General features: G+C 65.2%; 22 protein-coding genes and 1 pseudogene. 13 read left to right on the plus strand and 10 right to left on the minus strand.

Annotated elements, in window-relative coordinates; translation table 11 throughout:
* Window positions 1-58: 58 nt before the first annotated feature.
* Window positions 59-649: a hypothetical protein gene (locus HB677_RS08490; RefSeq protein WP_213815269.1), complete on the plus strand. Its 591-nt coding sequence runs from the start codon at window positions 59-61 to the stop codon at window positions 647-649.
* A 426-nt stretch (window positions 650-1,075) separates the two neighbouring features.
* Here HB677_RS08490 and HB677_RS08495 read toward each other — a convergent pair whose 3' ends face one another.
* The 6 genes from HB677_RS08495 to HB677_RS08520 all read right to left on the minus strand — a co-directional run bounded on the left by HB677_RS08495 (window position 1,076) and on the right by HB677_RS08520 (window position 8,733).
* On the minus strand, window positions 1,076-2,035 hold the full coding sequence (locus HB677_RS08495) for a D-alanine--D-alanine ligase (RefSeq protein WP_213815270.1): 960 nt from the start codon (window positions 2,033-2,035) through the stop codon (window positions 1,076-1,078).
* A gap of 9 nt (window positions 2,036-2,044) precedes the next feature.
* Window positions 2,045-3,349: a PLP-dependent aminotransferase family protein gene (locus HB677_RS08500; protein WP_213815271.1), complete on the minus strand. Its 1,305-nt coding sequence runs from the start codon at window positions 3,347-3,349 to the stop codon at window positions 2,045-2,047.
* Between the two features lie 94 nt (window positions 3,350-3,443).
* Window positions 3,444-3,770 carry a thioredoxin gene (trxA, locus tag HB677_RS08505; RefSeq protein ID WP_213815272.1) on the minus strand — a complete coding sequence of 109 codons (327 nt, stop codon included), beginning with the start codon at window positions 3,768-3,770 and terminating at the stop codon, window positions 3,444-3,446.
* 29 nt (window positions 3,771-3,799) lie between these two features.
* Window positions 3,800-4,765 (minus strand): thioredoxin-disulfide reductase, encoded by a 966-nt coding sequence (gene trxB, locus HB677_RS08510; protein ID WP_213815273.1) that lies wholly within the window; start codon window positions 4,763-4,765, stop codon window positions 3,800-3,802.
* Window positions 4,766-4,916: 151 nt separating this feature from the next.
* Window positions 4,917-6,575, minus strand: a complete 1,659-nt coding sequence (gene murJ, locus HB677_RS08515) for a murein biosynthesis integral membrane protein MurJ (RefSeq protein WP_213815274.1) — start codon at window positions 6,573-6,575, stop codon at window positions 4,917-4,919.
* Window positions 6,568-8,733, minus strand: coding sequence for a DUF6049 family protein (locus tag HB677_RS08520; RefSeq protein ID WP_213815275.1), 2,166 nt, complete (start codon window positions 8,731-8,733; stop codon window positions 6,568-6,570). The genes murJ and HB677_RS08520 overlap by 8 nt, the downstream gene beginning before the upstream one ends.
* A gap of 102 nt (window positions 8,734-8,835) precedes the next feature.
* Between HB677_RS08520 and HB677_RS08525 the strand changes: the two genes are divergently transcribed.
* Window positions 8,836-10,290 carry a CCA tRNA nucleotidyltransferase gene (locus HB677_RS08525; protein WP_213815276.1) on the plus strand — a complete coding sequence of 485 codons (1,455 nt, stop codon included), beginning with the start codon at window positions 8,836-8,838 and terminating at the stop codon, window positions 10,288-10,290.
* Between the two features lie 75 nt (window positions 10,291-10,365).
* Here the strand turns inward: HB677_RS08525 and HB677_RS08530 are convergent, their stop codons facing one another.
* The gene (locus tag HB677_RS08530) at window positions 10,366-11,463 is read right to left on the minus strand and encodes an inositol-3-phosphate synthase (RefSeq protein ID WP_213815277.1); all 1,098 of its coding nucleotides are present in this window, start codon (window positions 11,461-11,463) and stop codon (window positions 10,366-10,368) included.
* A 141-nt stretch (window positions 11,464-11,604) separates the two neighbouring features.
* Here HB677_RS08530 and rpsF point away from each other — a divergent pair.
* The 7 genes and pseudogenes from rpsF to HB677_RS08565 form a co-directional block, all read left to right on the plus strand.
* Window positions 11,605-11,967, plus strand: a pseudogene (gene rpsF / locus HB677_RS08535) (30S ribosomal protein S6); the annotation flags it as partial.
* A gap of 93 nt (window positions 11,968-12,060) precedes the next feature.
* Window positions 12,061-12,573 carry a single-stranded DNA-binding protein gene (locus HB677_RS08540; protein ID WP_213815279.1) on the plus strand — a complete coding sequence of 171 codons (513 nt, stop codon included), beginning with the start codon at window positions 12,061-12,063 and terminating at the stop codon, window positions 12,571-12,573.
* A 23-nt stretch (window positions 12,574-12,596) separates the two neighbouring features.
* Entirely contained in the window at window positions 12,597-12,860 is a 264-nt protein-coding gene (gene rpsR, locus HB677_RS08545; RefSeq protein ID WP_213815280.1) for a 30S ribosomal protein S18, read from the plus strand.
* Between the two features lie 11 nt (window positions 12,861-12,871).
* On the plus strand, window positions 12,872-13,324 hold the full coding sequence (rplI, locus tag HB677_RS08550) for a 50S ribosomal protein L9 (protein ID WP_213815281.1): 453 nt from the start codon (window positions 12,872-12,874) through the stop codon (window positions 13,322-13,324).
* A gap of 406 nt (window positions 13,325-13,730) precedes the next feature.
* Window positions 13,731-15,113 carry a replicative DNA helicase gene (dnaB, locus tag HB677_RS08555; protein ID WP_213815282.1) on the plus strand — a complete coding sequence of 461 codons (1,383 nt, stop codon included), beginning with the start codon at window positions 13,731-13,733 and terminating at the stop codon, window positions 15,111-15,113.
* A gap of 61 nt (window positions 15,114-15,174) precedes the next feature.
* Window positions 15,175-15,801, plus strand: a complete 627-nt coding sequence (locus HB677_RS08560; protein ID WP_213815283.1) for a DUF308 domain-containing protein — start codon at window positions 15,175-15,177, stop codon at window positions 15,799-15,801.
* Window positions 15,798-16,079 (plus strand): hypothetical protein, encoded by a 282-nt coding sequence (locus tag HB677_RS08565; RefSeq protein ID WP_213815284.1) that lies wholly within the window; start codon window positions 15,798-15,800, stop codon window positions 16,077-16,079. The genes HB677_RS08560 and HB677_RS08565 overlap by 4 nt, the downstream gene beginning before the upstream one ends.
* A gap of 77 nt (window positions 16,080-16,156) precedes the next feature.
* Here HB677_RS08565 and purB read toward each other — a convergent pair whose 3' ends face one another.
* Together purB and HB677_RS08575 are read right to left on the minus strand one after the other, a co-directional pair.
* Window positions 16,157-17,542 (minus strand): adenylosuccinate lyase, encoded by a 1,386-nt coding sequence (purB, locus tag HB677_RS08570; protein WP_213815285.1) that lies wholly within the window; start codon window positions 17,540-17,542, stop codon window positions 16,157-16,159.
* Entirely contained in the window at window positions 17,539-18,063 is a 525-nt protein-coding gene (locus HB677_RS08575; RefSeq protein ID WP_213815286.1) for a low molecular weight protein-tyrosine-phosphatase, read from the minus strand. The genes purB and HB677_RS08575 overlap by 4 nt, the downstream gene beginning before the upstream one ends.
* 143 nt (window positions 18,064-18,206) lie before the next feature.
* On the opposite strand from HB677_RS08575, the gene HB677_RS08580 reads away from it, so the two are divergent.
* Both HB677_RS08580 and HB677_RS08585 read left to right on the plus strand, forming a co-directional pair.
* On the plus strand, window positions 18,207-18,476 hold the full coding sequence (locus tag HB677_RS08580) for a hypothetical protein (protein ID WP_213815287.1): 270 nt from the start codon (window positions 18,207-18,209) through the stop codon (window positions 18,474-18,476).
* Window positions 18,466-19,944, plus strand: coding sequence for a hypothetical protein (locus HB677_RS08585; protein WP_213815288.1), 1,479 nt, complete (start codon window positions 18,466-18,468; stop codon window positions 19,942-19,944). The genes HB677_RS08580 and HB677_RS08585 overlap by 11 nt, the downstream gene beginning before the upstream one ends.
* Here HB677_RS08585 and HB677_RS08590 read toward each other — a convergent pair.
* The gene (locus HB677_RS08590; protein ID WP_213815289.1) at window positions 19,925-20,326 is read right to left on the minus strand and encodes a phage holin family protein; all 402 of its coding nucleotides are present in this window, start codon (window positions 20,324-20,326) and stop codon (window positions 19,925-19,927) included. The two genes, HB677_RS08585 and HB677_RS08590, sit on opposite strands and share 20 nt — an antisense overlap.
* A 50-nt stretch (window positions 20,327-20,376) precedes the next feature.
* Between HB677_RS08590 and HB677_RS08595 the strand changes: the two genes are divergently transcribed.
* Entirely contained in the window at window positions 20,377-21,468 is a 1,092-nt protein-coding gene (locus tag HB677_RS08595; RefSeq protein WP_213815290.1) for a histidinol-phosphate transaminase, read from the plus strand.
* Window positions 21,469-21,473: 5 nt separating this feature from the next.
* Window positions 21,474-22,598 (plus strand): thiamine pyrophosphate-dependent dehydrogenase E1 component subunit alpha, encoded by a 1,125-nt coding sequence (locus HB677_RS08600; protein ID WP_213815291.1) that lies wholly within the window; start codon window positions 21,474-21,476, stop codon window positions 22,596-22,598.
* Window positions 22,599-22,603 lie beyond the last annotated feature (5 nt).

The following is a 22,603-nucleotide window of genomic DNA, read 5'->3' on the forward strand; positions in this document are numbered from 1 at the left end:
CCTAGTTCGCCGTAGAGTGAGTGAAATCCGGTAGCGACGCCGGAGCGAGGCGGGTCTGATGAACGTGCACGCGCGGCAGGTAGTAGCGAGAGTAACGATGGCTGTGTTGGTGGTCGTTCTCGTGGTTGTCTGCTGGCTGCTGCTGGCTTCCCCTGCCGTCGGCAGCGAGTTGCTTGGCAATCTCATTACGGCGGCCTGGGTACTCTTCGCGGTCGCCGTGGTGATCCGGGTGGTTGTAGGCGGGCGCAAGGCGAGTGTGTCTGTCACTGCGCGTGTCGCCGAGCCGATTGAGGACCTGTATTCGGGACGGGTTCGGCAGGAGATTGAGCCTCGAGATCCGGGTGAGTACTCGGCGCACGGTACTCCCCCGCAATCCCACTCGCGCGAAGAACAGTGGCGACCCTGCTGGGGCGATGAGCGGTGGCGACGTGAGGTTGTGGGTTTGGGTCGGAACCCCTTACGGCAAGATCGACGCGGTCTGTGCGTTGGCTCCCCCATCGACATCATCCCCTATTCAATGGATAGGGGGCTTCGTCGCGGCGTGTTTCGGATGGGCTGGTGGGGCTTCATCGAACTTGGTGGCGTCGGTGAGGGATTTCCTGCGGCGGCGCGTGTTGGTGCGCTGAAGGTGGATACCGCGGGTGAGTAACGCTGTTCTGGGGAGTTGCTCTCGGCTGGGTGTCCAGTACGCGGTGCGAACACGTGCGCCGCGCTGGCAACGGTGGCGCGGAGACGACAGATGTTTCACGTGGAACATTGCTGCGGCGTGCTAGTCACGAGCTTTCGTCGGCCGGAGTGACGTCGTTGTACGGCCGCTCTGTGAGCTGGTGCCTATGGATGGGGCATGCCCGAGAGTGCGCGCCGTTGGGTGGCGGCATGGACTCGCGTTGCTGCGGACGAGGCTGGGACCTACGCAGAGTAAGCGCGTCAGAGATGCGAGATGCGAGATGCGAGATGCGAGATGCGTGGGGCGTGGGGCGTGGGGCGGCGAGGGCGTGGGGCGGCGGGGGTCGGTGGAGCGTTGGCCGCACGAATCAGAGGGGATGTTTCACGTGAAACATCCCCGTCAAAGCGGCTACTCGCTCTCGCGCACCGCGGCGTCGGCCAGGGCCGAGTAGACCCACCCGAGGTCGTGGCCTGCGGCTTCGAGTGCCTGCGGCATGAGGGACGTTTCCGTGAGTCCGGGAAGTACGTTGGCTTCCAGGAACCACGGGGTACCGTTCGCGTCGATGATGATGTCAACGCGGGAAAGGTGGCGGAGTCCCAGCGCGTTGTGAACGGTGATGGCCGCCGCTGCAGCCTCATGCGCCTGCTCTTCGGAGATGCGGGCGGGCGTGAAAAAGCGGGTCTCCCCCGCGTTGTAACGCGCTTCGAAGCTGTAGACGCCGGACAGGGGAACGATCTCCACTGCCGGGAGGGCAACAGGGCCATCTCCCGTGTCCAGGACACCCACGGCGATCTCGGTGCCGACGATCTTGCGCTCGATGAGGGCTACGTCCCAGTATGTGTACGCATCGACCATTGCGCGTGGAAGTCCAGCGGCATCCTCGACGAGGGTGACTCCCTGGGCTGACCCACCCTGGGCGGGCTTGACGACAACGGGGAACCCGAGCTCGTCAGCGATGGTAGCGAGAACGCTGCTGGCACCCAGTTCGCGGAAGGCATCGCGTGGAAACGTGATGGAGTGAGGCGTCGCCACGCCCGCGCGTGCGGCGAGCACCTTGGCGGTGGGCTTGTCCCAGGCGAGGCGAGCAGCGTCGGAGCGGGATCCGACGTACGGGATGCGCAGGAAGTCGAGAAGGCCCCGAAGGGCTCCGTCCTCACCGCTGGCGCCGTGCAGAGCTGGCCACACCACGTCGGGACGCGTGTCGCGGAGGTGGTCGAGCAGCGTGGCATCCGGATCCCGTAGTTCTACGGAGATACCGAGTTCGGCGAGGCTGTCGGCGACGCGACGGCCGGACCGGAGGGAGACATCGCGCTCGTGCGAAATGCCGCCGGCGAGGACAACGACTCGGGTGTAGTCGATCGAGTTCATGAGGGGGTCCTAGCCGAGGTTCGCGGGTGGGTTGATGATGTTGTGCTCGGCGCCGCGGAGATTGAGGGGCGCGGTCTGCGAGAAGGTGTTGAGAAGCTCGAGCTCACCATTGATGACGGTCGACAGGCGGCGGATTCCCTCGCGGATGTACGACGGCTCTGGGTAGCAGAAGGCGAGGCGAACCTTGTTGCGTCCTCCCCCATCGGCGTAGAACGCCGTGCCCGGTGTGTAGGCGACGAGCTCCTTCACCGCGCGGGGCAACATCGACTTGCTGTCGATGTTGTCGGGAAGAGTGAGCCAGATGTAGAAGCCGCCGGTGGGGGTCGTCCAGCTGAGATCGGGGAGGTAGTCCTCCAGTGCCCGCAGCATCGCGTCGCGTCGTTCGCGGTAGACGTCGCGGAAGGTGTTGATCTGGCCCTTCCAGTCGGCCGTAGAGAGGTATTCCGAGATGATCATCTGGGTGAACGAGCTTGGCGACAACACGGCCGCCTCATTCGCAAGAATGAGTTTTTCTCGGATAGCATGAGGGGCAAGAGCCCAGCCCACCCGGAAGCCGGGAGCAAGGGTCTTGGAGAAGGTGCCGAGGTAGACGACGCCATCCTCTTCCACCGACCGCATTGCGTGGGGCGGCGCTCCGTCGAAGTAGAGCAGACCGTACGGGTTGTCTTCGAGAACGAGAATGTCGTTCGAGCGCGCGATCTCGAGCACCTCGAGGCGACGCTCCCAGGTGAGGGTCACGCCGGCGGGGTTGCTGAAGGTCGGGATGGAGTACAGGAACTTGATGCGCTTGCCGTCGGCCTTCAGGCGGGCGATCTTCTGGCGCAGTGCCTCGGGCACGAGACCGAACTCATCCATTTCGACGTGCTCGACCTGCGCCTGGAAGGACTTGAACACGACCATTGCGGTGACGTAGCTCGGGCCCTCGGCGAGAACCACGTCTCCCGGGTCGATAAACAGCTTTGTAACGAGCTCCAGGGCGTGCTGGGAGCCCGTGGTGACCACGACGTCATCCACGTTGGCGCGGATGCCTTCCAGGGCCATTACCTCGAGGATCTGCTCGCGCAGGAGCGGCACGCCCTGGCCGGATCCGTACTGCAGAGCCTGCGGTCCCTTGTCGCGGATGACACGTTCCATGACACCCGACACGATGTCGGTGGGAAGCGCGGAAACGAAGGGCATTCCGCCGGCAAGCGAGACAACCTCGGGGCGGGAGGCAACGGCAAACAGGGCCCGGACTTCGGAGGCTGCGAGGCCGGCCGTGCGGTTGGCGTAATGTCCGTACCACTTGTCGAGGTTGTTGCCCTGGTTTGTCATTGGATTCCGTTCCCTATCGTGCGTTCAAGAATATGGGTTTAAAACAAAACGGCCGCCCAGACGAGTGTCTGGGCGGCCGTTTCCTTGTGTCTGATTAGACGAGGAACTCCGCCAGGTCGGCCTCGAGGGCCGGCTTGGGCTTTGCGCCGATAACGGTCTTGACGACCTCGCCGCCGCGGAAGACCTTCATGGCGGGGATCGACGTGATCTGGTACTTCATCGCCATCTCGGGGTTGTCGTCCACGTTGAGCTTGACGATCTTGATCTTGTCGGAGTGCTCGGAAGCAATCGCATCGAGGATCGGGGATACAGCCTTACAGGGGCCACACCACTCGGCCCAGAAGTCGACCATGATCGTGTCGCTGGAGTTGAGTACGTCGTCGACGAACGTGGCGTCGGTTACATCCTTGGCGCTAGACATTTGAATTCCTTTTTCGTTGGGGGGAGAGATTAAGCGGTGACAGAGACGGCTTCGACCAGCTCTGTGAGTTCCTTGGGGAGACCTGCGAGGTAGTGCTCGGCGTCGAGAGCGGCGACCGTTCCGGAACCGGCAGCCGTGACGGCCTGACGGTAGGTGGGGTCGATGACGTCGCCGGCCGCGAACACTCCGGGGAGGTTCGTGCGCGAACTGCGGCCGTCCACAGCGATGGTGCCGAAGCTGGTGAGGTCCAGCTGGCCGTGGACGAGGTGGGTGCGGGGGTCCGCGCCGATCGCGATGAACAGGCCACCGACGTTGAGCGTCGTCTCCGTGCCATCCACCGTGTCAATGAGGCCGAGGCCGTTGACGAGGCCATCTCCGTAGATGTGCTCAACGCGCTTGTTGAACACGAACTCGATTTTCTCGTTGGCGGCGGCGCGGTCAAGCATGACCTTGGAGGCGCGGAAGCTGTCGCTGCGGTGGATCAGGTAGACCTTGTCGGCGAACTTGGTGAGGAAGGTGGCCTCCTCCATCGCGGAGTCGCCACCGCCCACAACGGCGATCGTCTTCTTGCGGAAGAAGAATCCGTCGCACGTGGCACACCACGAGACGCCCTGGCCGCTGAGACGCTCTTCGTCTTCGAGGCCGAGCTTGCGGTACGCGGAACCAGTGGCGAAGATCACGGTGAGAGCCTCGTGAACGTCGCCGTTGCCAAGGGTAACCGTCTTGATGTCACCGGTGAGGTCGAGGGAAACGACGTCGTCGAGAATGATCTCGGTGCCGAACTTCTCGGCTTGCTCCTGCATCTTCATCATGAGGTCGGGGCCCTGGATGCCCTCGGCGAATCCGGGGTAGTTCTCCACCTCGGTCGTCTTCATGAGCTCGCCACCGGCTTCAACGGAACTGGCGATCAAGAGAGGCTTCAGGTTCGCACGCGCGGCGTAGATCGCAGCGGTGTATCCGGCGGGGCCGGAGCCGATAATGATGACTTGACGCACGTCTAACATCTCCTTTTAGAGCTTTTCCTAGGCGGTATAACCAATTGTATGGTCCGGGTATTCCACGCCGTCGGGGGTGCCACAGGTTAGCCGATGGGGATAGGCGCCGGCCGTGAATGCAGGCATTGATTCGGGATGACCCGGGCGCCAGTTATCGCCGGCGCAGGCGTGACGTGAGCGGAAGTATGAGGGCGCGCAGCTCCGGCGGCCGCAGCATGACCAGGACGACGAAGTACACGAGCGCCATGACGATGCCGACCAACGCCATCGAGAAGAGCGCGCCGAAGGTGCTGCCGACTGCGAAGCCGTGTTCGGCGAAACCGCCGAGGGCGGAAATCAGGGCGACGCCGACCGCCGCCGCGGGAACCGTGGCAAGCAGAAAGACGCTGAACTGGCGCACGATGAGGCGCCCGCCGAACCCGCCGATGCGCCGGCGCAGGATGAGCGCGGTGGTGAGTGCCTGCACTGTTCCGGCAATGGTGGTTACCCAGGCGATTCCTGCCGCGATCTGGTCGTGGGGCAGTCCGCTGACGAGTGCCGCACCGATGACGAAGATGACCGACTGCACGACCTGGATGAAGAACGGGGTGCGGGTGTCCTCGAGCGCGTAGAACGCTCGCTGCAGAACGAACAGGACCGTAAAGGGGATCAGCCCGGGGAGAAACGCGATGAGCACCTTCGCCATGGCATCGGTCTCGGTGAAGTCGTGGTTGTTGGCAAACAGAGAGGAGAACGGGAACGCCAGAACGATCAGCCCCACCGCGGCGAACACCATGATCAAACCGATGGTGCGCAGCGACGAGGAGATGTCGCGCTTCATCGACCGCAGGTCGCCGTCTTTGGCGTGGCCACTCATCCGGGTGAAGTAGGCCGTGGCCACCGACACCGTCACGATCGAGTGCGGAAGCATGAAGATCAGCCACGCAAACTTCAGTGCCGCGCTCGACGGATTGTCTGCCCCCGCCGAGGTGGCGACGTAGCTTTGCACCAAACCAGCTAACTGGGTTACAAGGATCATGCCGAAGGTCCAGGCCGCGGCCTTGCCCACCCGGCCGAGCCCCACACCGCGCCACTGGAACTCCGGACGGTACTTGAGCCCAGCGCGGCGCCAGAAGAGGAAGAGCACAAACGCCTGCGCGGCAACCCCGAGGGTGGCGCTGCCAGCAATGACCGTGATCATCCCCGGAGTCCACTGGCCGGCCGCGGCATCCGCGGGATTCATCCCCCCGAACGCGAGGTTGAAGATGAGAAGTCCGGCGATGGCGACGACGTTGTTGACGACGGGCGCCCAGGTGAACGGACCAAAGACCTTGCGGGCGTTCAGCACCTCGCCGAGCAGGCTGTACAGCGCGTAAAAGAGGATCTGCGGCAGGCACCAGTAGGCAAACGCTGTGGTGAGCGCGATTTCCGATGGGGAGTAACCACCTTCGCCGGTTACCGACTGCCGGGCGTACAGGTTCACCAGGAACGGCGCACACACGGTGGCGATGGCGGCGACCGCGACGAAGACGACGGCCCCGAGCGTGACGATGCGGTTGATGAATTTCTGGCCGCCATCGTCATGCATCCCGGCGCGGACGATCTGCGGAACGAGCACCGCGCTGAGCAGTCCCCCGGCGATGATCGCGTAGATGTTGTTCGGCAGCTGGTTGGCAACGGCAAAGGTGTTGGAGCCAACGCCCGAGTTACCCAGCGTCTGCGCGAGAACGTAGGCACTGACGAAGCCGAGCAGGCGGGAGACGAGGGTTCCGCTGGCGAGGAAGAGGCTCGCGCGACCCACGCCCGAGGAGGGAGCCGCCGGGCTACTCATGGGGCGTGGCATCGGTCGTCGCCTCCGGGGCATCCACTGTCCCGGCACGCCGGCGCCGCTTTCGGATCGTACGGATGATTCCGATGCCGAAGATCACGACGACGAACGCGCCGAAGATGACGGTGCCGAGCGACTCCCAGTCGGCGTGCACGTTCATCTTGATCTCGGTCGGTGTGCCGACGATGCGGCCGAGTTCGTCGGCCAGGGACACCGTCAGTTCCACGGTGCCGTTCGACAGCGACTGTACCGGGATCTGCGCCTTGTGCAGCGAACCCGGTTCGATGGTGATCTTGACCGACGGTTCGTCCACGGCGATGAGCGCGGTCTGCGGTCGAACCTGCACGTAGACGGTCACCGGCTGCGTGTAGGAATTGCTCACGCTCACCGGCAACGAGCCGCTCGAGTTGGCGAGCGTCACGGTGCTGCTCTCGGCAATTTTGACGGATGACACCATCGCCTGTGATTCGTCGAGGAAGGCGTCCGTGGCGGCGTCCCAGCCGTCCGGGTCATCCACCCAGGCATTGGACAGCAGCGACATCAACGCGAGCCGGCGCTCGGCCGTAAGCGCCAGCGGGTCTTCGACGATGGCGGAGAACCGGTTCTCGCGAACCTCGGCCGCGCGCATGAGGGTTGCCTGCGAGAGGCGGTCCGCCGTTTCGGGGCGGTCGGCGATGGAACCGGGGGACGATGCGCTGGTGATCGCGGTCTGCAGGCTCGTGCCGACGACCCACGGGTTCGAGTTCAGTGCCGCCAGCGTCTGCTCGAGACGGTAGCCGGTGGTGGGCCAGCTGCGCCCGACGGTGGCGAGCAGCGTGGGTGCTCCGGATCGTGCGACATTGCTGGTGATGGCAACCGCCGCGGAGAGGCGGGCGGTCGCGGCGCTCCAGTCGGCAAGTGAGGGGGCGGTGACCGCGTCGTTGAGAAGACCGGAGAGCGAGTCATCCGCCACCACAACGTTCGCCGTGTCGACGACGGCCGCGGCGTTCGCGAGCGGACTGCGTTGCGTCACGTTGCCGCTGGAGAGGATGACGGTGGATGCCCCGGAGTTGACCAGTGACTCCAGGTTCGACTTCGTGACCGCGTTCGCCGTGGGCCAGGAGACGCTGGGGATCGAGTAGTTCCACGCGAGGGCCTCCTGCAGCGTGGGCACCTGGGGCTGCGTCGGGTCAGCGGGCGCGGCCGGCGCGCTGCCGTCGGTGGGGGTCGGCTCGGGAGTCGCGAAGCGGCCGGCGTCGATGGCGAAGTCGAACGACGTCGGTTCGACGAGGGACTTGCCTCCCGCCTGCAGCATCAGGGTGGCGTCGGCATCCGCGTAGTTAAGGGGGAACGTGTCGTTGCTCACGAACCGGAGGCGCTCGACCCAGTCAAGGGCCGACTGGGGGGCAGCGGTGCCGAGCACCCGGATGGAGGCCAGGATGCGGGGGTCGACGCCGATCGTCACCCCCGAGCGGGCCATCGCGTTGAGCTGCGTCGTCAGCAAGCCATCCGGCGCCGTGTAGGACTCCAGGGTGGCTGCATCGATGAGACCCGACGTTGGAGCGGGTGTTGTGGGATCGACCACGGCGGTGGGCACCACGAGGGGCGCTGCGACGGCGAGTTTGACGACCTTCGAGCCATCCACTTTCCAAACAACCGCCGTGCGGGCCGAGCCGATGACGGCGCCATTGCTGACGACGCCGATGAGAACCGGGTACACACCGGCGGAGGTGAAGCCCAGCGACGATGCGGGCACGGCGAGCTGGATGGTTCGGGTTTCGTTGGGGTTGATCGCCGAAACTGTCTCGCGCGCTATAGAAGAGGGAGCGGAGACGGTGGCGTCCGTGGCGGCGAACCACGTGTCCAGCTGGTTGCGGGTGGTGAGGCGGGCGCGGTTGATCGACGCGGTGACCTCGGCGATCTGGATCGACGACGCCGACGAGTTCGCGATGGTGACGGTGAGGCGCAGCTGGTCGCCATCGGTGAGGGACCCGAGGTTGCCGGGGGTGACATTCACGGCAATGTCGTCACCGGTCGCGGCAGCGAGGGAGGTCGTCGAGGTGGCCGCCGGGAGGGCAGCGGTGGCGAGTGGGCTCGGCGATGCAGAAACGGGACCGGCGATCACTGTGCCGGCAAGGCCGAGCAGCAGGGCAATCGCCGCTCCAAACGGCTTAACGATCACGAGCTGACTCCGCAGAATCCTTCGGCCAGCATGGGGAGAGTCTATGGGCATCGTCCTGAAGGCTCGGTGAGGCCCGCTGCCCCTATGGCAAGCTGTATCACTATGGACAGCGTCGCTTCAGCAATCCAGCGACTGGACGACCTCGCTGAAACTCCGTCGATCGCGCTGCTGGCCTCCGCCTTCTCCGCGGCGGGCTTTGAGCTCGCGCTTGTGGGCGGCCCCGTGCGCGACGCCTTCCTCGGTCGCCCCGTCAACGACTTCGACTTCGCCACCAACGCGAACCCTGACCAGATTCTCGCGATCGTGCGTCCCATCTCCGAGGCGCAGTGGGACATCGGCCGCGACTTCGGCACGATCGGTGCGCAGGTGCAGGGCGAAAAGGTGGAGATCACCACCTACCGCGCGGACCTGTACGACGGCGAGACGCGCAAGCCGATCGTGGCGTTCGGCGACACCCTCGAGGGTGACCTCGTGCGGCGCGACCTCACGATCAACGCGATGGCCTTCCGCCTTCCCGAGCGCGTGCTCGTTGATCCCTACGGTGGATTCGACGACCTGCTCGCCGGACGCATCACCACCCCCGGCCCCGCCCACGTCTCGTTCGGCGATGACCCGCTGCGGATGCTCCGTGCCGCGCGCTTCGCGAGCAAGCTCGGATTCGCCGTCGACGACGAGACCGTTGCGGCGATGCGCGAGCTCGCCGACAAGTTGTCGATCATCAGCGCGGAGCGCATCAGCGACGAGTTCGGCAAGCTTTTGCTGACGGATGCCCCGCGCGCCGGCATCCGGTTGCTGGTCGAGACAGGCCTCGCCGACGTATTCATCCCGGAGATCCCCGCGCTGAAGCTGGAGATCGACGAGCACGCACACCACAAGGACGTCTACGAGCACAGTCTTACCGTGCTGGACCAGGCGATCAGCTACGAGAAGGCCCGCGGCCACTCCCCCGACCTCGTGCTGCGTCTCGCCGCGCTGCTGCACGACATCGGCAAGCCGGCGACGAAGAAGGTGGAAGCCGGCGGAGTCGTCAGTTTCTATCATCACGATGTGGTCGGCTCGAAGCTGGCGGCACGGCGGCTGAAGACGCTGCGGTTCGACAAGGACACCACCGCGGCGGTGGCCCGGCTCATCGAGCTGCACCTGCGCTTCTTCGGGTACACCGAGGGCGCCTGGACAGACTCCGCCGTGCGCCGGTACGTGCGGGACGCCGGCCCGCAGCTCGAGCGTCTCCACATGCTCACGCGGGCGGATGTCACCACCCGTAACCGTCGCAAGTCCGATCAGCTCGCGTTCGCCTACGACAACCTCGAGGAACGTATCGCGGAAATCGCGGAGGCGGAGGGTCTCGCGGCAGTGCGCCCCGACCTCGACGGCGAAGCGATCATGGCCATTCTCGGCATCAGCCCCGGACGCGAGGTCGGCGAGGCATACCGCTTCCTGCTCGACCTGCGCCTGGACGAGGGTCCCCTCGGCGCGGATGAGGCCGAAACGCGCCTGCGCGCCTGGTGGGCGGCCCGTGCGGCGGGAGATAACGCAGGTTCTGGCGGGAGTCGCTAGCAACTGGCGGGAGCTATGACTCCCTCCAGTCGCCAGTTTCTCCCGCCACCCGCTACTGCGGGGCCGGGCGTGGCGCTATGCGGCGGGGGCGTCCGCGTCCGCCACGGTGTTCTCGGCGATGAACGCCTCGAGCAGCTCGCGGGCGATGGGGTCGGGGTACTGCACGGCAGGCGACTTCATAAAGTACGCGGATGCCGCTTCGACCGGGCCACCGTGGCCTGCGGCCAGCGCCATTCCGGCCGCACGAATGGCATCGATGACGACACCTGCGCTGTTGGGCGAGTCCCACACCTCGAGCTTGTACTCGAGGCTGGTGGGAGCGTTGCCGAAGCCGTGTCCCTCGAGCCGAACGAATGCCATCTTGCGGTCGTTCAACCACGGCACGTGGTCGCTCGGGCCGATGTGCACGTTTTCGGGGGCGATGGTGGCGTCGATGTTGCTCGTGACGGCCTGCGTCTTCGAGATCTTCTTCGACTCGAGGCGCTTGCGCTCGAGCATGTTCTTGAAGTCCATGTTGCCGCCGACGTTCAGCTGGTACGTGCGGTCGAGAACAAGGCCGCGCTCCTCAAACAGGCGGGCGAGCACGCGGTGGGTGATGGTGGCGCCGAGCTGGCTCTTGATGTCGTCCCCCACGATCGGGATCCCTGCAACGCGGAACTTCTCCGCCCACACCGGGTCGCTGGCGATGAAGACGGGCAGGGCGTTGACGAACGCCACTCCGGCGTCAATGGCTGCCTGCGCGTAGTAACGGACCGCCTCTTCGGATCCGACGGGGAGGTAGCAGACCAGAACCTGGGCTCCGCTGTCCTTCAGCGCCTGCACGATGTCGACGGCCGGGGCATCCGATTCCTCGACGACCTCGCGGTAGTACTCGCCGAGTCCGTCGAGGGTGTCGCCCCGCTGCACCGTTACACCGGAGGTTGCGACATCCGCGAACTTCCAGGTGTCGTTCTGTCCGGCCCAGATGGCGTCGGCGAGGTCGAGACCCACCTTGGCGGCATCCACGTCGAACGCGGCGACGAACTCGATGTCGCGCACGCGGTACTGCCCGAAGCGTGTGTGCATGAGGCCAGGGACCAGAGCATCGTCGGCGGCGTCGTTGTAAAAGGTGACGCCCTGAATGAGGGAGTTAGCGCAGTTTCCTACGCCGGCGATGGCAACCCGGAGGGTCATGACGAAGTGCTCCTTGATAGGAAGGACGAATAACAACTACACTTGGCAGGTTGTCTCGACCCCCGCGGTCGTTAGACGATACGTCAACACCCTCCTGTCACAGACAGTCTGTGGCCGTTTTAGTCCGAAGGAGGTGGGTTTATGACGCATCAGTATGAACTCATGGTGATCCTCGATCCAGAGATCGATGAGCGCACCGTGGCACCCAGCCTAGACAAGTTCCTCAATGTCATTCGCAACGATGGTGGAACCATCGACAACGTTGACATCTGGGGCCGCCGTCGCCTGGCCTACGAGATCAACAAGAAGACCGAGGGCATCTACGCCGTCGTTCAGCTCACGGCCAACCCGGATGCAACCAAGGAGCTCGACCGCCAGCTGTCACTCAGCGAAGCAGTCATGCGCACCAAGGTTCTCCGTGCAGAAGAGGGCATCGCTCAGGTAGCAGAAGCAGCCAAGGCCGCAGCAGAGAAGGCAGCCCGCAAGGCAGCCGCTCCCGCCAAGCCCGTTGTTGCAGCAGCTCCCGCCGCGCCTGCCGCTGCCGCACCCGCAGCTCCGGCTGCACCCGCCGCTACCGAGACGGCTGCCGAGTAGCTCATGGCTGGAGAAACCGTTATCACCGTGGTGGGAAACCTCACCAGTGACCCCGAACTGCGTTACACGCAGGGCGGTCTTGCGGTTGCAAACTTCACCATTGCTTCCACACCTCGTTCGTTCGACCGCGCAAGCAACGACTGGAAAGACGGAGACGCACTCTTTCTCCGTGCCAGTGTGTGGCGCGAGTTTGCCGAGCACGTTGCAGGTTCCCTGACAAAGGGATCCCGCGTCGTGGCGACCGGTCGACTCAAGCAGCGCTCCTACGAGACCAAGGAAGGCGAGAAGCGCACCAGCATCGAGTTGGAGGTCGACGAGATCGGCCCATCGCTGCGGTACGCCACCGCCCAGGTCACCCGCGCAGCATCGTCCCGCGAAGGCGGCGGCGGTGGACAGCGTGGAGGATCCGCTCCCCAGGTTGCAGACGAGCCGTGGGCCGCAAGCGCACCGGATGCCTCGGCATCGGGTGACGTGTGGAACACGCCAGGCAGCTACAGCGACGAAACCCCCTTCTAAAAAGACTTTAAGGAAAAATAACCATGGCTGGAAAGAGCAGCGGCGACCGCCGCAAGCCGCTCCGCAACGCCAAGGGTGGCAAGAACGCCGCCCCGGCGAAGTCGATTCGCGTTGGCGTCATCGACTACAAGGACGTTGCAACCCTTCGCAAGTTCATCTCGGAGCGTGGAAAGATTCGCGCCCGTCGTATCACCGGTGTCTCCGTTCAGGAGCAGCGCCTCATCGCCCGTGCCGTCAAGAACGCGCGCGAGATGGCACTGCTTCCCTACGCCGGCTCAGGCCGTTAAGGAGCATTGATATGTCTAAGTTGATCCTCACGCACGAGGTCACCGGCCTCGGCGCCCCCGGAGACGTCATCGACGTCAAGAACGGGTTCGCTCGCAACTACCTCATCCCCCAGGGCTTCGCAGTTGCGTGGACCCGCGGTGGCGAGAAGCAGGTCGAATCCATCAAGGCAGCCCGCGTAGCCCGCGAGCACGCCACGATCGAAGAGGCACAGGACCTTCGCGCGAAGCTCCAGGCCGCTACGGTCAAGCTGACCGTCAAGGCTGGCGAAGGCGGACGTCTGTTCGGCTCCGTCAAGACCTCCGACGTCGCTGACGCCGTGGCCGCTGCCGGACTCGGCAGTGTCGACAAGCGCAAGATCGAGATCACCTCTCCGATCAAGCTCACCGGAACCCACGAGGCGAGTGTTCGCCTTCGTGACGACATCGTCGCGACGATCACCCTTCAGGTGGTTGCAGCTAAGTAGTTTCCTCTCAAAGCGGTAGCGTCGGGTCTCCCGGCGCTACCGCTTTTTGCGTTTCCATGTCAAGTTTTTGTACACAGGTTTAACGTAGCGGGACCAACCCTCAACTCACACTCTAAGCATGTTTCTACACACGCAGCCTGAATAGAGTAAATGCTGGTCAGGGGTGGTATTTATTTTCGATTCACCGAGTTGCTAACACCCCTCTCCACAGGTTGCTCACACGGTTTGCGGCGTTTCGCTCTGACTTTCCACAGTTCTATACACAGGGTGAGTTGTGCCCAGATCACCCCAGTTCCTAATGTGTAGCAGCGCCCAAGGCGCAGGCTGAAACACCGGCCGATCTCACCCCGAATGTCGTTGGCCCGGGGTATATCTATGCACAGCGCAAGTCACTGGGAGGTGTCGTTTGTCGATCGCACATCTTGGTCTGGCTGCAGATTCACGTTCGGATTCGCGGGACTCACGTCCGGGAGACCGGGTACCTCCCCACGACCTTCTCGCAGAGCAGAGCGCCATCGGCGGAATGCTGCTCAGCAAGGACGCTGTTGCCGACGTCGTCGAGGCCGTGCGCGGCATCGACTTCTACATCCCGAAGCACGAGATCATCTTCGACGCGATCCTGGGGCTGTACTCCCATGGTGAGCCGACCGACGTCATTGCGGTCACCGACGAGCTGACCAAGTCGGGTGAACTCACGCGCGCCGGCGGTGCCGAGTACCTGCACACACTGACCGGCCTCGTCCCCACCGCGGCCAACGCCGGCTTCTACTCGACGATCGTCGCCGAGAAGGCCGTGCTGCGCCGCCTCGTGGAGGCGGGCACCCGCATCGTGCAAATGGGCTACGCCAGCGAGGGCGAGGTCGTGGACCTCGTCAACAACGCCCAGGCCGAGATCTACGCCGTCACCGGAGGCGTGGAGAGCGAGGACTACGTTCCCCTCGCCGAGGCTGTCACGGCCGCTGTCGACGAGATCGAAGCTGCCGCCGGCCGCGACGGCCAGATGATTGGTGTTCCCACCGGGTTCGCCCAGCTGGACGCGCTCACCAACGGCCTGCACCCCGGCCAGATGATCATCCTCGCCGCGCGCCCCGCCATCGGTAAGTCGACCCTCGCGCTCGACTTCGCCCGCTCGGCCGCCATCCACAACGACATGCCCACCATCGTGTTCTCCCTCGAGATGGGCCGGAGTGAGATCGCGATGCGCTTGCTCTCCGCCGAGGCATCCGTTCCCCTCCAGGCAATGCGTAAGGGAACCGTCGACACCCGCGACTGGACGAAGCTCGCCAGCATCCGCGGGCAGATCGCCGATGCGCCGCTGTACATCGACGACAGCCCGAACATGACGCTGGTCGAGATCCGGGCCAAGTGTCGCCGACTGAAGCAGAAGGTCGGCCTGAAGATGGTCATCATCGACTACCTGCAGCTGATGACCTCGGGCAAGAAGGTCGAATCCCGCCAGCAGGAAGTCTCCGAGTTCTCGCGTGCGCTGAAGCTTCTCGCGAAGGAGATCGGCGTGCCGGTCATCGCGATCAGCCAGCTGAACCGTGGACCCGAGCAGCGTGCGGACAAGAAGCCCGCGCTGTCCGACCTGCGTGAGTCTGGTTCGCTGGAGCAGGACGCCGACATGGTGATCCTGCTGCACCGCGAGAGCGCCTACGAGAAGGACAGCCCGCGCCAGGGTGAGGCCGACCTCATCATCGCGAAGCACCGTAACGGTCCGACGGACACCCTGACGATCGGCTTCCACGGGCATTTCTCCCGTTTCGTCGATCTTCCACCGGGAAGCTAGGGCCGTGGGCCACATCCGGCCCGCAGGTTGGAGCTATCGCGGCAGCGTAAACTGAAGCGTGATGGCGAGCGCAGAGTACACAGCACGGGATACGGCCTATTGGTACGTCCCCATTGTGCGAGCGGTACCCGCAGCATTTGCGGCGATCGTGACCACGTTCGTTGCTGACCACTCCCCCGAGTTGGGATTTCTCACCTTCGGCGTCTTCGCCCTGCTGTCGGGCCTCACCGTCGCGCTGCTCAGCGCACGCACCCTCGACCGGGGCATCCTGCGCGGAATCTTCATCACCCAGGGGGCGGTGAGTTTCATCGCGGGCGCTGTTGCCCTGCTGTGGCCCCACGCCGGCCTCGGCTTCCTCCTGCTGCTCGTGACGTTCTGGGCGGCCGTGACGGGCTTCCTCGAGCTCTACGCGGGTGTTCGGGCTCGCGGCCGGAACGCGTCATCCCGTGACTGGCTCTTTGTTGGCGGACTCACCGCGATCTTCGCCATCGTGATTCTCGTTATGCCGCCGGACTTCGTGCAGCACTTCACCGGCCCCGACAACGTCGTGCGGGTGCTCAGCACATCAGTCGTTGTGGTCGGTGCGCTTGGTGCGTACGGGGCCATCGTGGCGGTGTATCTCGTAATCGCGGGCCTGTCGCTGAAATGGGCACCGAAATCGGCAGTACAGGACGGAACCGCATCATGACCGCGCCAAGCAAGAAGGACCGGTCGCGACCGGTCGAGCTGATAGTGATGTCGGCCATCGTCGCGGTCTTTGTGGGCGTTGTGGTCTTCGCCTCGACCCGCCAGCTGGAGCTCGGCGCCATCTTCGGTGGCATCGGCTTCATCCTCGCGCTACTGACCTTCGCGATGCTCGCGCTGTACGCCAAGCCCGACGGCGCCGAGCGCTATGACATCGACGAGCAGAACCGCATCGCCGGGCCGCCGGATCCCTCCGCGCCCGAGCGCCCGCGCGGTCACTAAGCACCCAGAAAACACCACAGGCCAGTCGCTCGCGCGGCTGGCCTGTTGCGTGGGCGGGAACGTGTCCCGACCGGGAACTACTTGGCGATGAACGCGACCAGGTCGCTCGCCAGGCCGGCGTAGCCCGCCGGGGTGAGGACCCGCAGGCGTGCCTTCGCGTCCTCACCAATGTCGAGGGCGTCGATGAACGCCACCAGATCGGCCTGATCGATGCGCTTGCCACGCGTGAGCTCCTTGAGCATCGCGTACGGGTCGCTGATCGAACTGCGGCCGGCGGTGATCTCCGCACGGATGACGGTCTGGATCGCCTCGCCGAGGATCTCCCAGTTGGAGTCGAGGTCGGACGCGAGCTTGACCAGGTTGACGTCGATCTCCCCGAGGCCCCGCGTGATGTTGTCGAGCGCGAGCATGGAGTGGCCGAGGGCCACGCCGATGTTGCGCTGCGTCGTGGAGTCCGTGAGGTCACGCTGCAGGCGGGATGTCACCAGAGTTGCCGCCAGCGAGTCGAGCAGGGCGCTCGACAGCTCGAGGTTCGCTTCCGCGTTCTCGAAACGAATCGGGTTGATCTTGTGCGGCATGGTGGATGACCCGGTGGCCCCCGCCTGCGGGATCTGGGTGAAGTACCCCATCGAGATGTAGGTCCAGATGTCCGTGCACAGGTTGTGGAGTACCCGGTTGGCGTGACTGATGCGGCCGTACAGCTCCGCCTGCCAGTCGTGGGACTCGATCTGGGTGGTCAGGGGATTCCAGTCCAGCCCAAGCGAGGTGACGAACTCCCGGGAGATCGCCGGCCAGTCCTGGCTGGCGTCGGCCGCGACGTGGGCAGCGAACGTGCCGGTGGCGCCGCTGAACTTGCCCAGGTACTCGGTCGCGTCGATCTGCGAACGGATCCGCTCGAGTCGGTGCACGAAGACCGCGAACTCCTTACCGACGGTGGTCGGGGTCGCCGGCTGGCCGTGGGTATGGGCGAGCATGGGATCGTCGCGATGGGTGAGTGCGCGCTCGCGCAGCTTCTCGATGACGGCGTCGAACTTCGGCAGCCAGATCTCGCGCACAGCGGACCCGATGGTGAGTGCGTACGAGAGGTTGTTGATGTCTTCACTCGTGCAGGCGAAGTGGGTCAACTCCGCGACATCCGTCAATCCCAGCTCGGCAAGCTTGCCGCGCACCAGGTACTCGACCGCCTTGACGTCGTGGCGGGTGGTCGCCTCGAGGCGCGCGAGCTCATCGATTTCGGTCTGGCCGAAGTCGGTGACGAGGGCGCGGAGCTGGCGGGCCTGCTCGAGGGTCATCCGCTTGGAGCCGAAGAGCTCCCGGTCGGTGAGGTAGATCAGCCATTCGACCTCGACGAGCACGCGGGCACGGTTGAGCCCTGCCTCGGACAGGTGCTCACCGAGCCCCGTGACGGCGGCGCGATATCGGCCGTCGAGCGGGCTGATTGGCTGTTCGGGCAGTGGGCTCATGAGACTCCCTGTCGGATTCCTGGTGTTATTTGGTGAAAAAGCGAGGTGGACGCGCGTTCGATCATGCCGAGCACGGTGTCGAACATCTCGGCGTCGGAGTAGTACGGGTCGGGCACGTCGAGTGTGCCTGACTGCTCGGTGTCGAAGCTCAGCAGCAGCTGCACCTTGGAACGGTCGGGCTCGTTGCCGGCCCAGGCCCGCAGGATGCGCTCCTGACCACGGTCGAAGACCACCACGAGGTCGAGGTTCTCGAACCACTCGGGGTCGAACTGCTTTGCGCGGTGAGCGGAGCCGTCGTGGCCGTGCGACTTCAGCGCCGTAACGGTGCGCTCGTCGGAGGGCTCTCCCACGTGCCAGTCTCCGGTGCCCGCGGAGATCACGGCAATGGAGTCGCCGAGTCCGGACTTCCGAATCAAACTCTTGAAGACCGCCTCCGCCATCGGAGAGCGGCAGATGTTGCCCGTACAGACGAAACAGATTCGGAAGAGCGCCGACTCGTCGAGAGTGCGGTCAAAGCTCATTCGACTAGTCTCCCGCAGTTTCTTGTCCTCCACACGACCGCATTCGGCCAGACGTCCCCCAATCCGGTGCATCCGGTGGCCGACACGGTCGGCGGAGTGGACGCTGGAGGGGAATGGATGCCACGACGAGACGGGAGCCCCTGATGACACTCTCCACCACCGACGCCAGGCTGACGTCGGCACTGGGCGATCAGGCCACGACCCTGCGCGGGCTGATCTCGATGCTGGACGACGCGCTGCGCGCCACCGGTCCGGTCGGTGATGCCGGGCGGTGGTCGGGTCCCGCGAGGCGCGCCTACGACGGCGCGCTCGCCGATGTGCGGTCCGCCGTCCGCGGACTGGGCGACTGCCTGCGTTCGGCGGAGGCCGAGACCGCCCGGGCGATGACCAGTGTGGCCGGTCGTGTCCGATGACCTCATGGTGTCCGGCGGGGGCGGCATCGCGATCGCCTCGGACGAATTGCGCGCGCAGGTCCACCGGTTGCACCGGCTGGTCGACGACCTTCACGGGGTGCGACATCAGCTCGCCGGCCTTCGCGCGAGGCTCTCCCCGGCAGATTTGCGGGCAGCGGATGCCCCGATCAGCGCGCTCGCCGCAGAGCAGGAGCTGGAGCGTGCGGCCTCTCTCGTGACATCCGTTGCTCTGCGGACGCACGGTCTCGTGGTCGCCCTGCGCGCCGCCATCACCGCTTACGGCGCGGCCGAGCGCACCGCGGAGAACCTGATGCAACGGGCGTCGGCGGCCATGGGATACGGCATGGGAATACTCGCCCCGCTGGTCATGCTGCAGATGCTTCCGGTGCTGGGGATAACGGCAGCGGCCGCCGTCATCGCCTCCGTGGCGGGCGCCGGGCGGTCCACCGGGTCTGATTCGGACGGCGGGAGCCTGCTCTTGTCGGCACTCGGACTCTGGATCCGGGACAACAATGAGCTGCTCACCAATCCCGCGGTCGTCGCGCTGATCCGTCAGGCGGTCATGAGCAGCGACGATGTCGTTGGCGGCTTGGCGCGGCTGCCACCGGGATTGGCGGAGCTGCTGGGAGACGAGGGACTGCACCTGACGGGGCTCAGCACCACGGCGGCGTTGCTCGCGCTGGTCACGCACGGCTTGTCGACGGCGGACGCAGCCGTGGTTCGCGTCCGCGGCGGGGCCGGCACACGGGGCACACCGGCGATGTCCATCGCCGACCGGGCGGCGAGGATCCCGCGACCGACGGTGGCGGAGCCCCAGCAGATTCGCATCGACAGGTACCACCGACCGGGCCAGAGCGACAGCTTCGAGGTGTACATCGCGGGAACCGTGGACTTCGGGTTGATGGCGGGTGCGGAGCCGTGGGACATGTCGTCCAACGTGGAAGGCCTGTCGGGTCTGCCGGCCGGGTCCTACCTCGCCGTGACGGAGGCCATGCGGGCCGCCGGAGTAACGGCGGACTCCCCCGTTGTGCTGACCGGGTACTCGCAGGGCGGACTGATGGCGGCACTGGTCGCGGCGTCGGGCGACTACCGCGTGGAGCAGGTGGTGACCTTCGGCGCTCCTGCGGGACAGGTGGAAATTCCTCGCCAGGTGCCGCAGCTGGCGATACGCCACAGCGAGGATCTCGTACCCGCCCTCGGTGGGTCCGACATCAGCGACCACACCGTTGTGGTGGAGAGAAGCCTCTTCGACGACCGGCCGGTGCCGTCTACCGAGGTGGTGCCGGCGCACGAGATTCGCTTCTACGAGGAGACGGCCCGGCTCGTCGACGACGCTGACGGTCCGGAGCTGCTCGCCGTCACCGAGCGCCTGCGGGCGTTCAGTGACGGCGCAACCCGGGTGGAGTCGCGCAGCTACGTCGCGTCGCGCGTTCCCGTGGCCGCGCCAGTTAGCGCTGGCGGCCGATGAAGGGACGAAGCAGCACGTTGATGAGCCAACTCAGCAGTCCGAGAACCAGAGCTCCGAGCACTCCCCACCAGAATCCGTCGATGACGAGACCGAAGCCCGCAACATCGGAAAGCCAGGCGACGAGCAGCAGCAGGAGCCCGTTCACGATCAGCGCGATCAGACCGAGGGTGAGGATGTACAACGGGAATGCGACGATACGGATGAAGTTTCCGATCAGCCCATTGACGATGCCGAAGACCAGTGCGACCAGAAGATAGGTCACCACGATCTCGAGAGTGTCCCCGGGGGCGTAGGGAACCACGCGCACGCCCTCCGCCAGGATGAGAGTGGTGAGCCAGAGGGCAACCGCATTGATGATGAGGCGCACGAGGAATCTAGTCATTCGACCACTATGCACGTAGCGCTTCCCGCGCCGCAATTAGGCTGGCGGCTGTGACTTCTCCACGAGTGCGCCTCCGCGCCGAAATCGAAGCCCTGGTCCCATACCGACAGGGCAAGCCCGCTGCCGCCGATGCATTCAAGCTCTCCTCCAACGAAAACCCGTTTGAACCGCTTCCTGCGGTTCTCGAGGCGCTCGCCAGTTCCCCGATCAACCGGTACCCGGACTCGAGCGCGTGGGAACTGCGCCAGCGCCTGGCGTCCATTCACGGCGTCACTCCCGAACAGATTCAGGTGGGTGCGGGATCGGTTGCCGTACTGACGCAGCTGGTGCTGGCCGCCGCCGCACCGGGAGACGAGGTTCTCTACAGCTGGCGCAGCTTCGAGGCCTACCCGGGAATCGTGACCGTGTCGGGCGCCACCAGCGTGCAGGTTCCGAACGACGCGCAGTACCGCCACGACCTCCCGGCCATGGCGGCCGCCGTCACCGATCGCACCCGGGTCATCATCGTGTGCAGCCCTAATAACCCCACGAGCACCATCGTCACGCTCGACGAGTTCGTCGCCTTCATGGCGGCGGTGCCGCAGAGCGTCCTGGTCATTCTCGATGAGGCATATATCGAGTTCGTCAGCGACCCGTCCGCCGTCCGTGGCATCCCGTTGTTGGCCGACTATCCCAACCTGGTGGTGCTCAGGACCTTCTCCAAGGCATACGGGCTGGCCGGCCTTCGCATCGGCTACGCGGTGGGCGCGGAGTACGTGATGGATGCCGCGCGCGCGACATCCATCCCCCTGTCCGTCATCGAGCTGGCCCAGCGCGGAGCCATGGCGTCGCTCGACCACGAGGACGAACTGCTCGAGCGCGTCGCCCGCATCGCGATGCTGCGTGACCAGGTGTGGCAGGCCCTCGTTGACCAGGGATGGGATGTGCCGAAGGCGCACGGCAACTTTGTCTGGCTGCCCACGGGCGAGGCAACCGCCGCAGCGGCGGATGTTTTCACGAGCCACGGCATCGTCACTAGGGCACTGGGCGAGGGCATCCGGGTGAGCATTGGGGAGCCCGCCTCTGTGGACAAACTCCTAAGGGCTTCGGCGGAGGTTGTGCGAAACCTCCGAACGGGCCACTCGACCCCCGGGCTAGATTAGATCCCATGTCTTACACCGAGGCGACGATCCAGATCCTCTCTCCCGAGGGCTCGCTCGTCACCAGTGACGCGTCCGAAGAATATTTGCCCTACATCGACGCGCTGAGCGACGATCAACTGCGCGAGTTCCATCGCCACATGGTGGTGATCCGTGGATTCGACTACGAGGCCGCGAACCTGCAGCGCCAGGGTGAGATGGGACTGTGGGTCCCGAGCGTCGGGCAGGAGGCAGCGCAGGTCGGTTCCGGCTTCGCCGCCAAGCGCCAGGACCACATTTTCCCCGCCTACCGCGAACATGCCATTGCGCGCATTAGAGGCGTCGACCCGATTGACATCGTTCGACTGCTGCGCGGAATCACGCACGGCGGATGGAACCCGGCGGAAAACGGGAACTTCCACCTCTACACACTGGTGATCGGCGCGCATACCCTGCACGCCACCGGGTACGCCATGGGAATCGCGCTGGACGGCAAGTCCGGAACGGGAAACCCCGAGACCGACGAAGCCGTCATCGTGTATTTCGGAGACGGCTCCACGAGCCAGGGTGACGTGAGCGAAGCCATGGTCTTCGCCGCGAGCTTCCAGACGCCCCAGGTCTTCTTCCTGCAGAACAACCACTGGGCAATCTCGGTGCCGGTGAGCACGCAGTCGCGCACGCCCCTGTACCTGCGTCCGTCCGGCTTCGGTATCCCCGGTGTGCAGGTGGACGGCAACGACGTCCTCGCCAGCTACGCCGTCACCGCGAAGAACCTTGACGAGGCACGCTCCGGCGCTGGCCCCCGGTTCATCGAGGCGCTGACGTACCGCATCGGCGCTCACACCTCCAGTGACGACCCCACGAAGTATCGCCTGGACTCCGACCTGCAGACCTGGGTCGCCCGCGACCCGATCGTTCGGTTCGAGACCTACCTGCGCTCGCGTGGCGAGGGCGACGCGTTCTTCGCCGAGGTTCAGCAGGAAGCGGATGATCTCGCCGCCGACATCCGCCGCCGCACCCTGACCCTCGAGAACCCGCCCGCGTCGTTGATGTTCGACCACGTGTACTCCGAACCCCACCCCCTGATGGCCGAAGAAAAGGCGCGACTGACCGCCTACGAGGCATCCTTCGACACGAACGGTGGCCAGGCGTGAGCGAC

This window comes from Glaciihabitans sp. dw_435, from assembly GCF_018449675.1.
In the GTDB taxonomy this organism is placed as follows: domain Bacteria; phylum Actinomycetota; class Actinomycetes; order Actinomycetales; family Microbacteriaceae; genus Glaciihabitans.

What these genes read in the sequence shown, in the direction of transcription:
- HB677_RS08490 (WP_213815269.1), top strand. Translation starts at nt 59, where the DNA reads ATGAACGTGCACGCGCGGCAGGTAGTAGCGAGAGTAACGATGGCTGTG.
- HB677_RS08495 (WP_213815270.1), bottom strand. Translation starts at nt 2,035, where the DNA reads ATGAACTCGATCGACTACACCCGAGTCGTTGTCCTCGCCGGCGGCATT.
- HB677_RS08500 (WP_213815271.1), bottom strand. Translation starts at nt 3,349, where the DNA reads ATGACAAACCAGGGCAACAACCTCGACAAGTGGTACGGACATTACGCC.
- trxA (WP_213815272.1), bottom strand. Translation starts at nt 3,770, where the DNA reads ATGTCTAGCGCCAAGGATGTAACCGACGCCACGTTCGTCGACGACGTA.
- murJ (WP_213815274.1), bottom strand. Translation starts at nt 6,575, where the DNA reads ATGAGTAGCCCGGCGGCTCCCTCCTCGGGCGTGGGTCGCGCGAGCCTC.
- HB677_RS08525 (WP_213815276.1), top strand. Translation starts at nt 8,836, where the DNA reads ATGGACAGCGTCGCTTCAGCAATCCAGCGACTGGACGACCTCGCTGAA.
- HB677_RS08530 (WP_213815277.1), bottom strand. Translation starts at nt 11,463, where the DNA reads ATGACCCTCCGGGTTGCCATCGCCGGCGTAGGAAACTGCGCTAACTCC.
- HB677_RS08540 (WP_213815279.1), top strand. Translation starts at nt 12,061, where the DNA reads ATGGCTGGAGAAACCGTTATCACCGTGGTGGGAAACCTCACCAGTGAC.
- rpsR (WP_213815280.1), top strand. Translation starts at nt 12,597, where the DNA reads ATGGCTGGAAAGAGCAGCGGCGACCGCCGCAAGCCGCTCCGCAACGCC.
- rplI (WP_213815281.1), top strand. Translation starts at nt 12,872, where the DNA reads ATGTCTAAGTTGATCCTCACGCACGAGGTCACCGGCCTCGGCGCCCCC.
- HB677_RS08560 (WP_213815283.1), top strand. Translation starts at nt 15,175, where the DNA reads ATGGCGAGCGCAGAGTACACAGCACGGGATACGGCCTATTGGTACGTC.
- HB677_RS08565 (WP_213815284.1), top strand. Translation starts at nt 15,798, where the DNA reads ATGACCGCGCCAAGCAAGAAGGACCGGTCGCGACCGGTCGAGCTGATA.
- purB (WP_213815285.1), bottom strand. Translation starts at nt 17,542, where the DNA reads ATGAGCCCACTGCCCGAACAGCCAATCAGCCCGCTCGACGGCCGATAT.
- HB677_RS08575 (WP_213815286.1), bottom strand. Translation starts at nt 18,063, where the DNA reads ATGAGCTTTGACCGCACTCTCGACGAGTCGGCGCTCTTCCGAATCTGT.
- HB677_RS08580 (WP_213815287.1), top strand. Translation starts at nt 18,207, where the DNA reads ATGACACTCTCCACCACCGACGCCAGGCTGACGTCGGCACTGGGCGAT.
- HB677_RS08590 (WP_213815289.1), bottom strand. Translation starts at nt 20,326, where the DNA reads ATGACTAGATTCCTCGTGCGCCTCATCATCAATGCGGTTGCCCTCTGG.
- HB677_RS08600 (WP_213815291.1), top strand. Translation starts at nt 21,474, where the DNA reads ATGTCTTACACCGAGGCGACGATCCAGATCCTCTCTCCCGAGGGCTCG.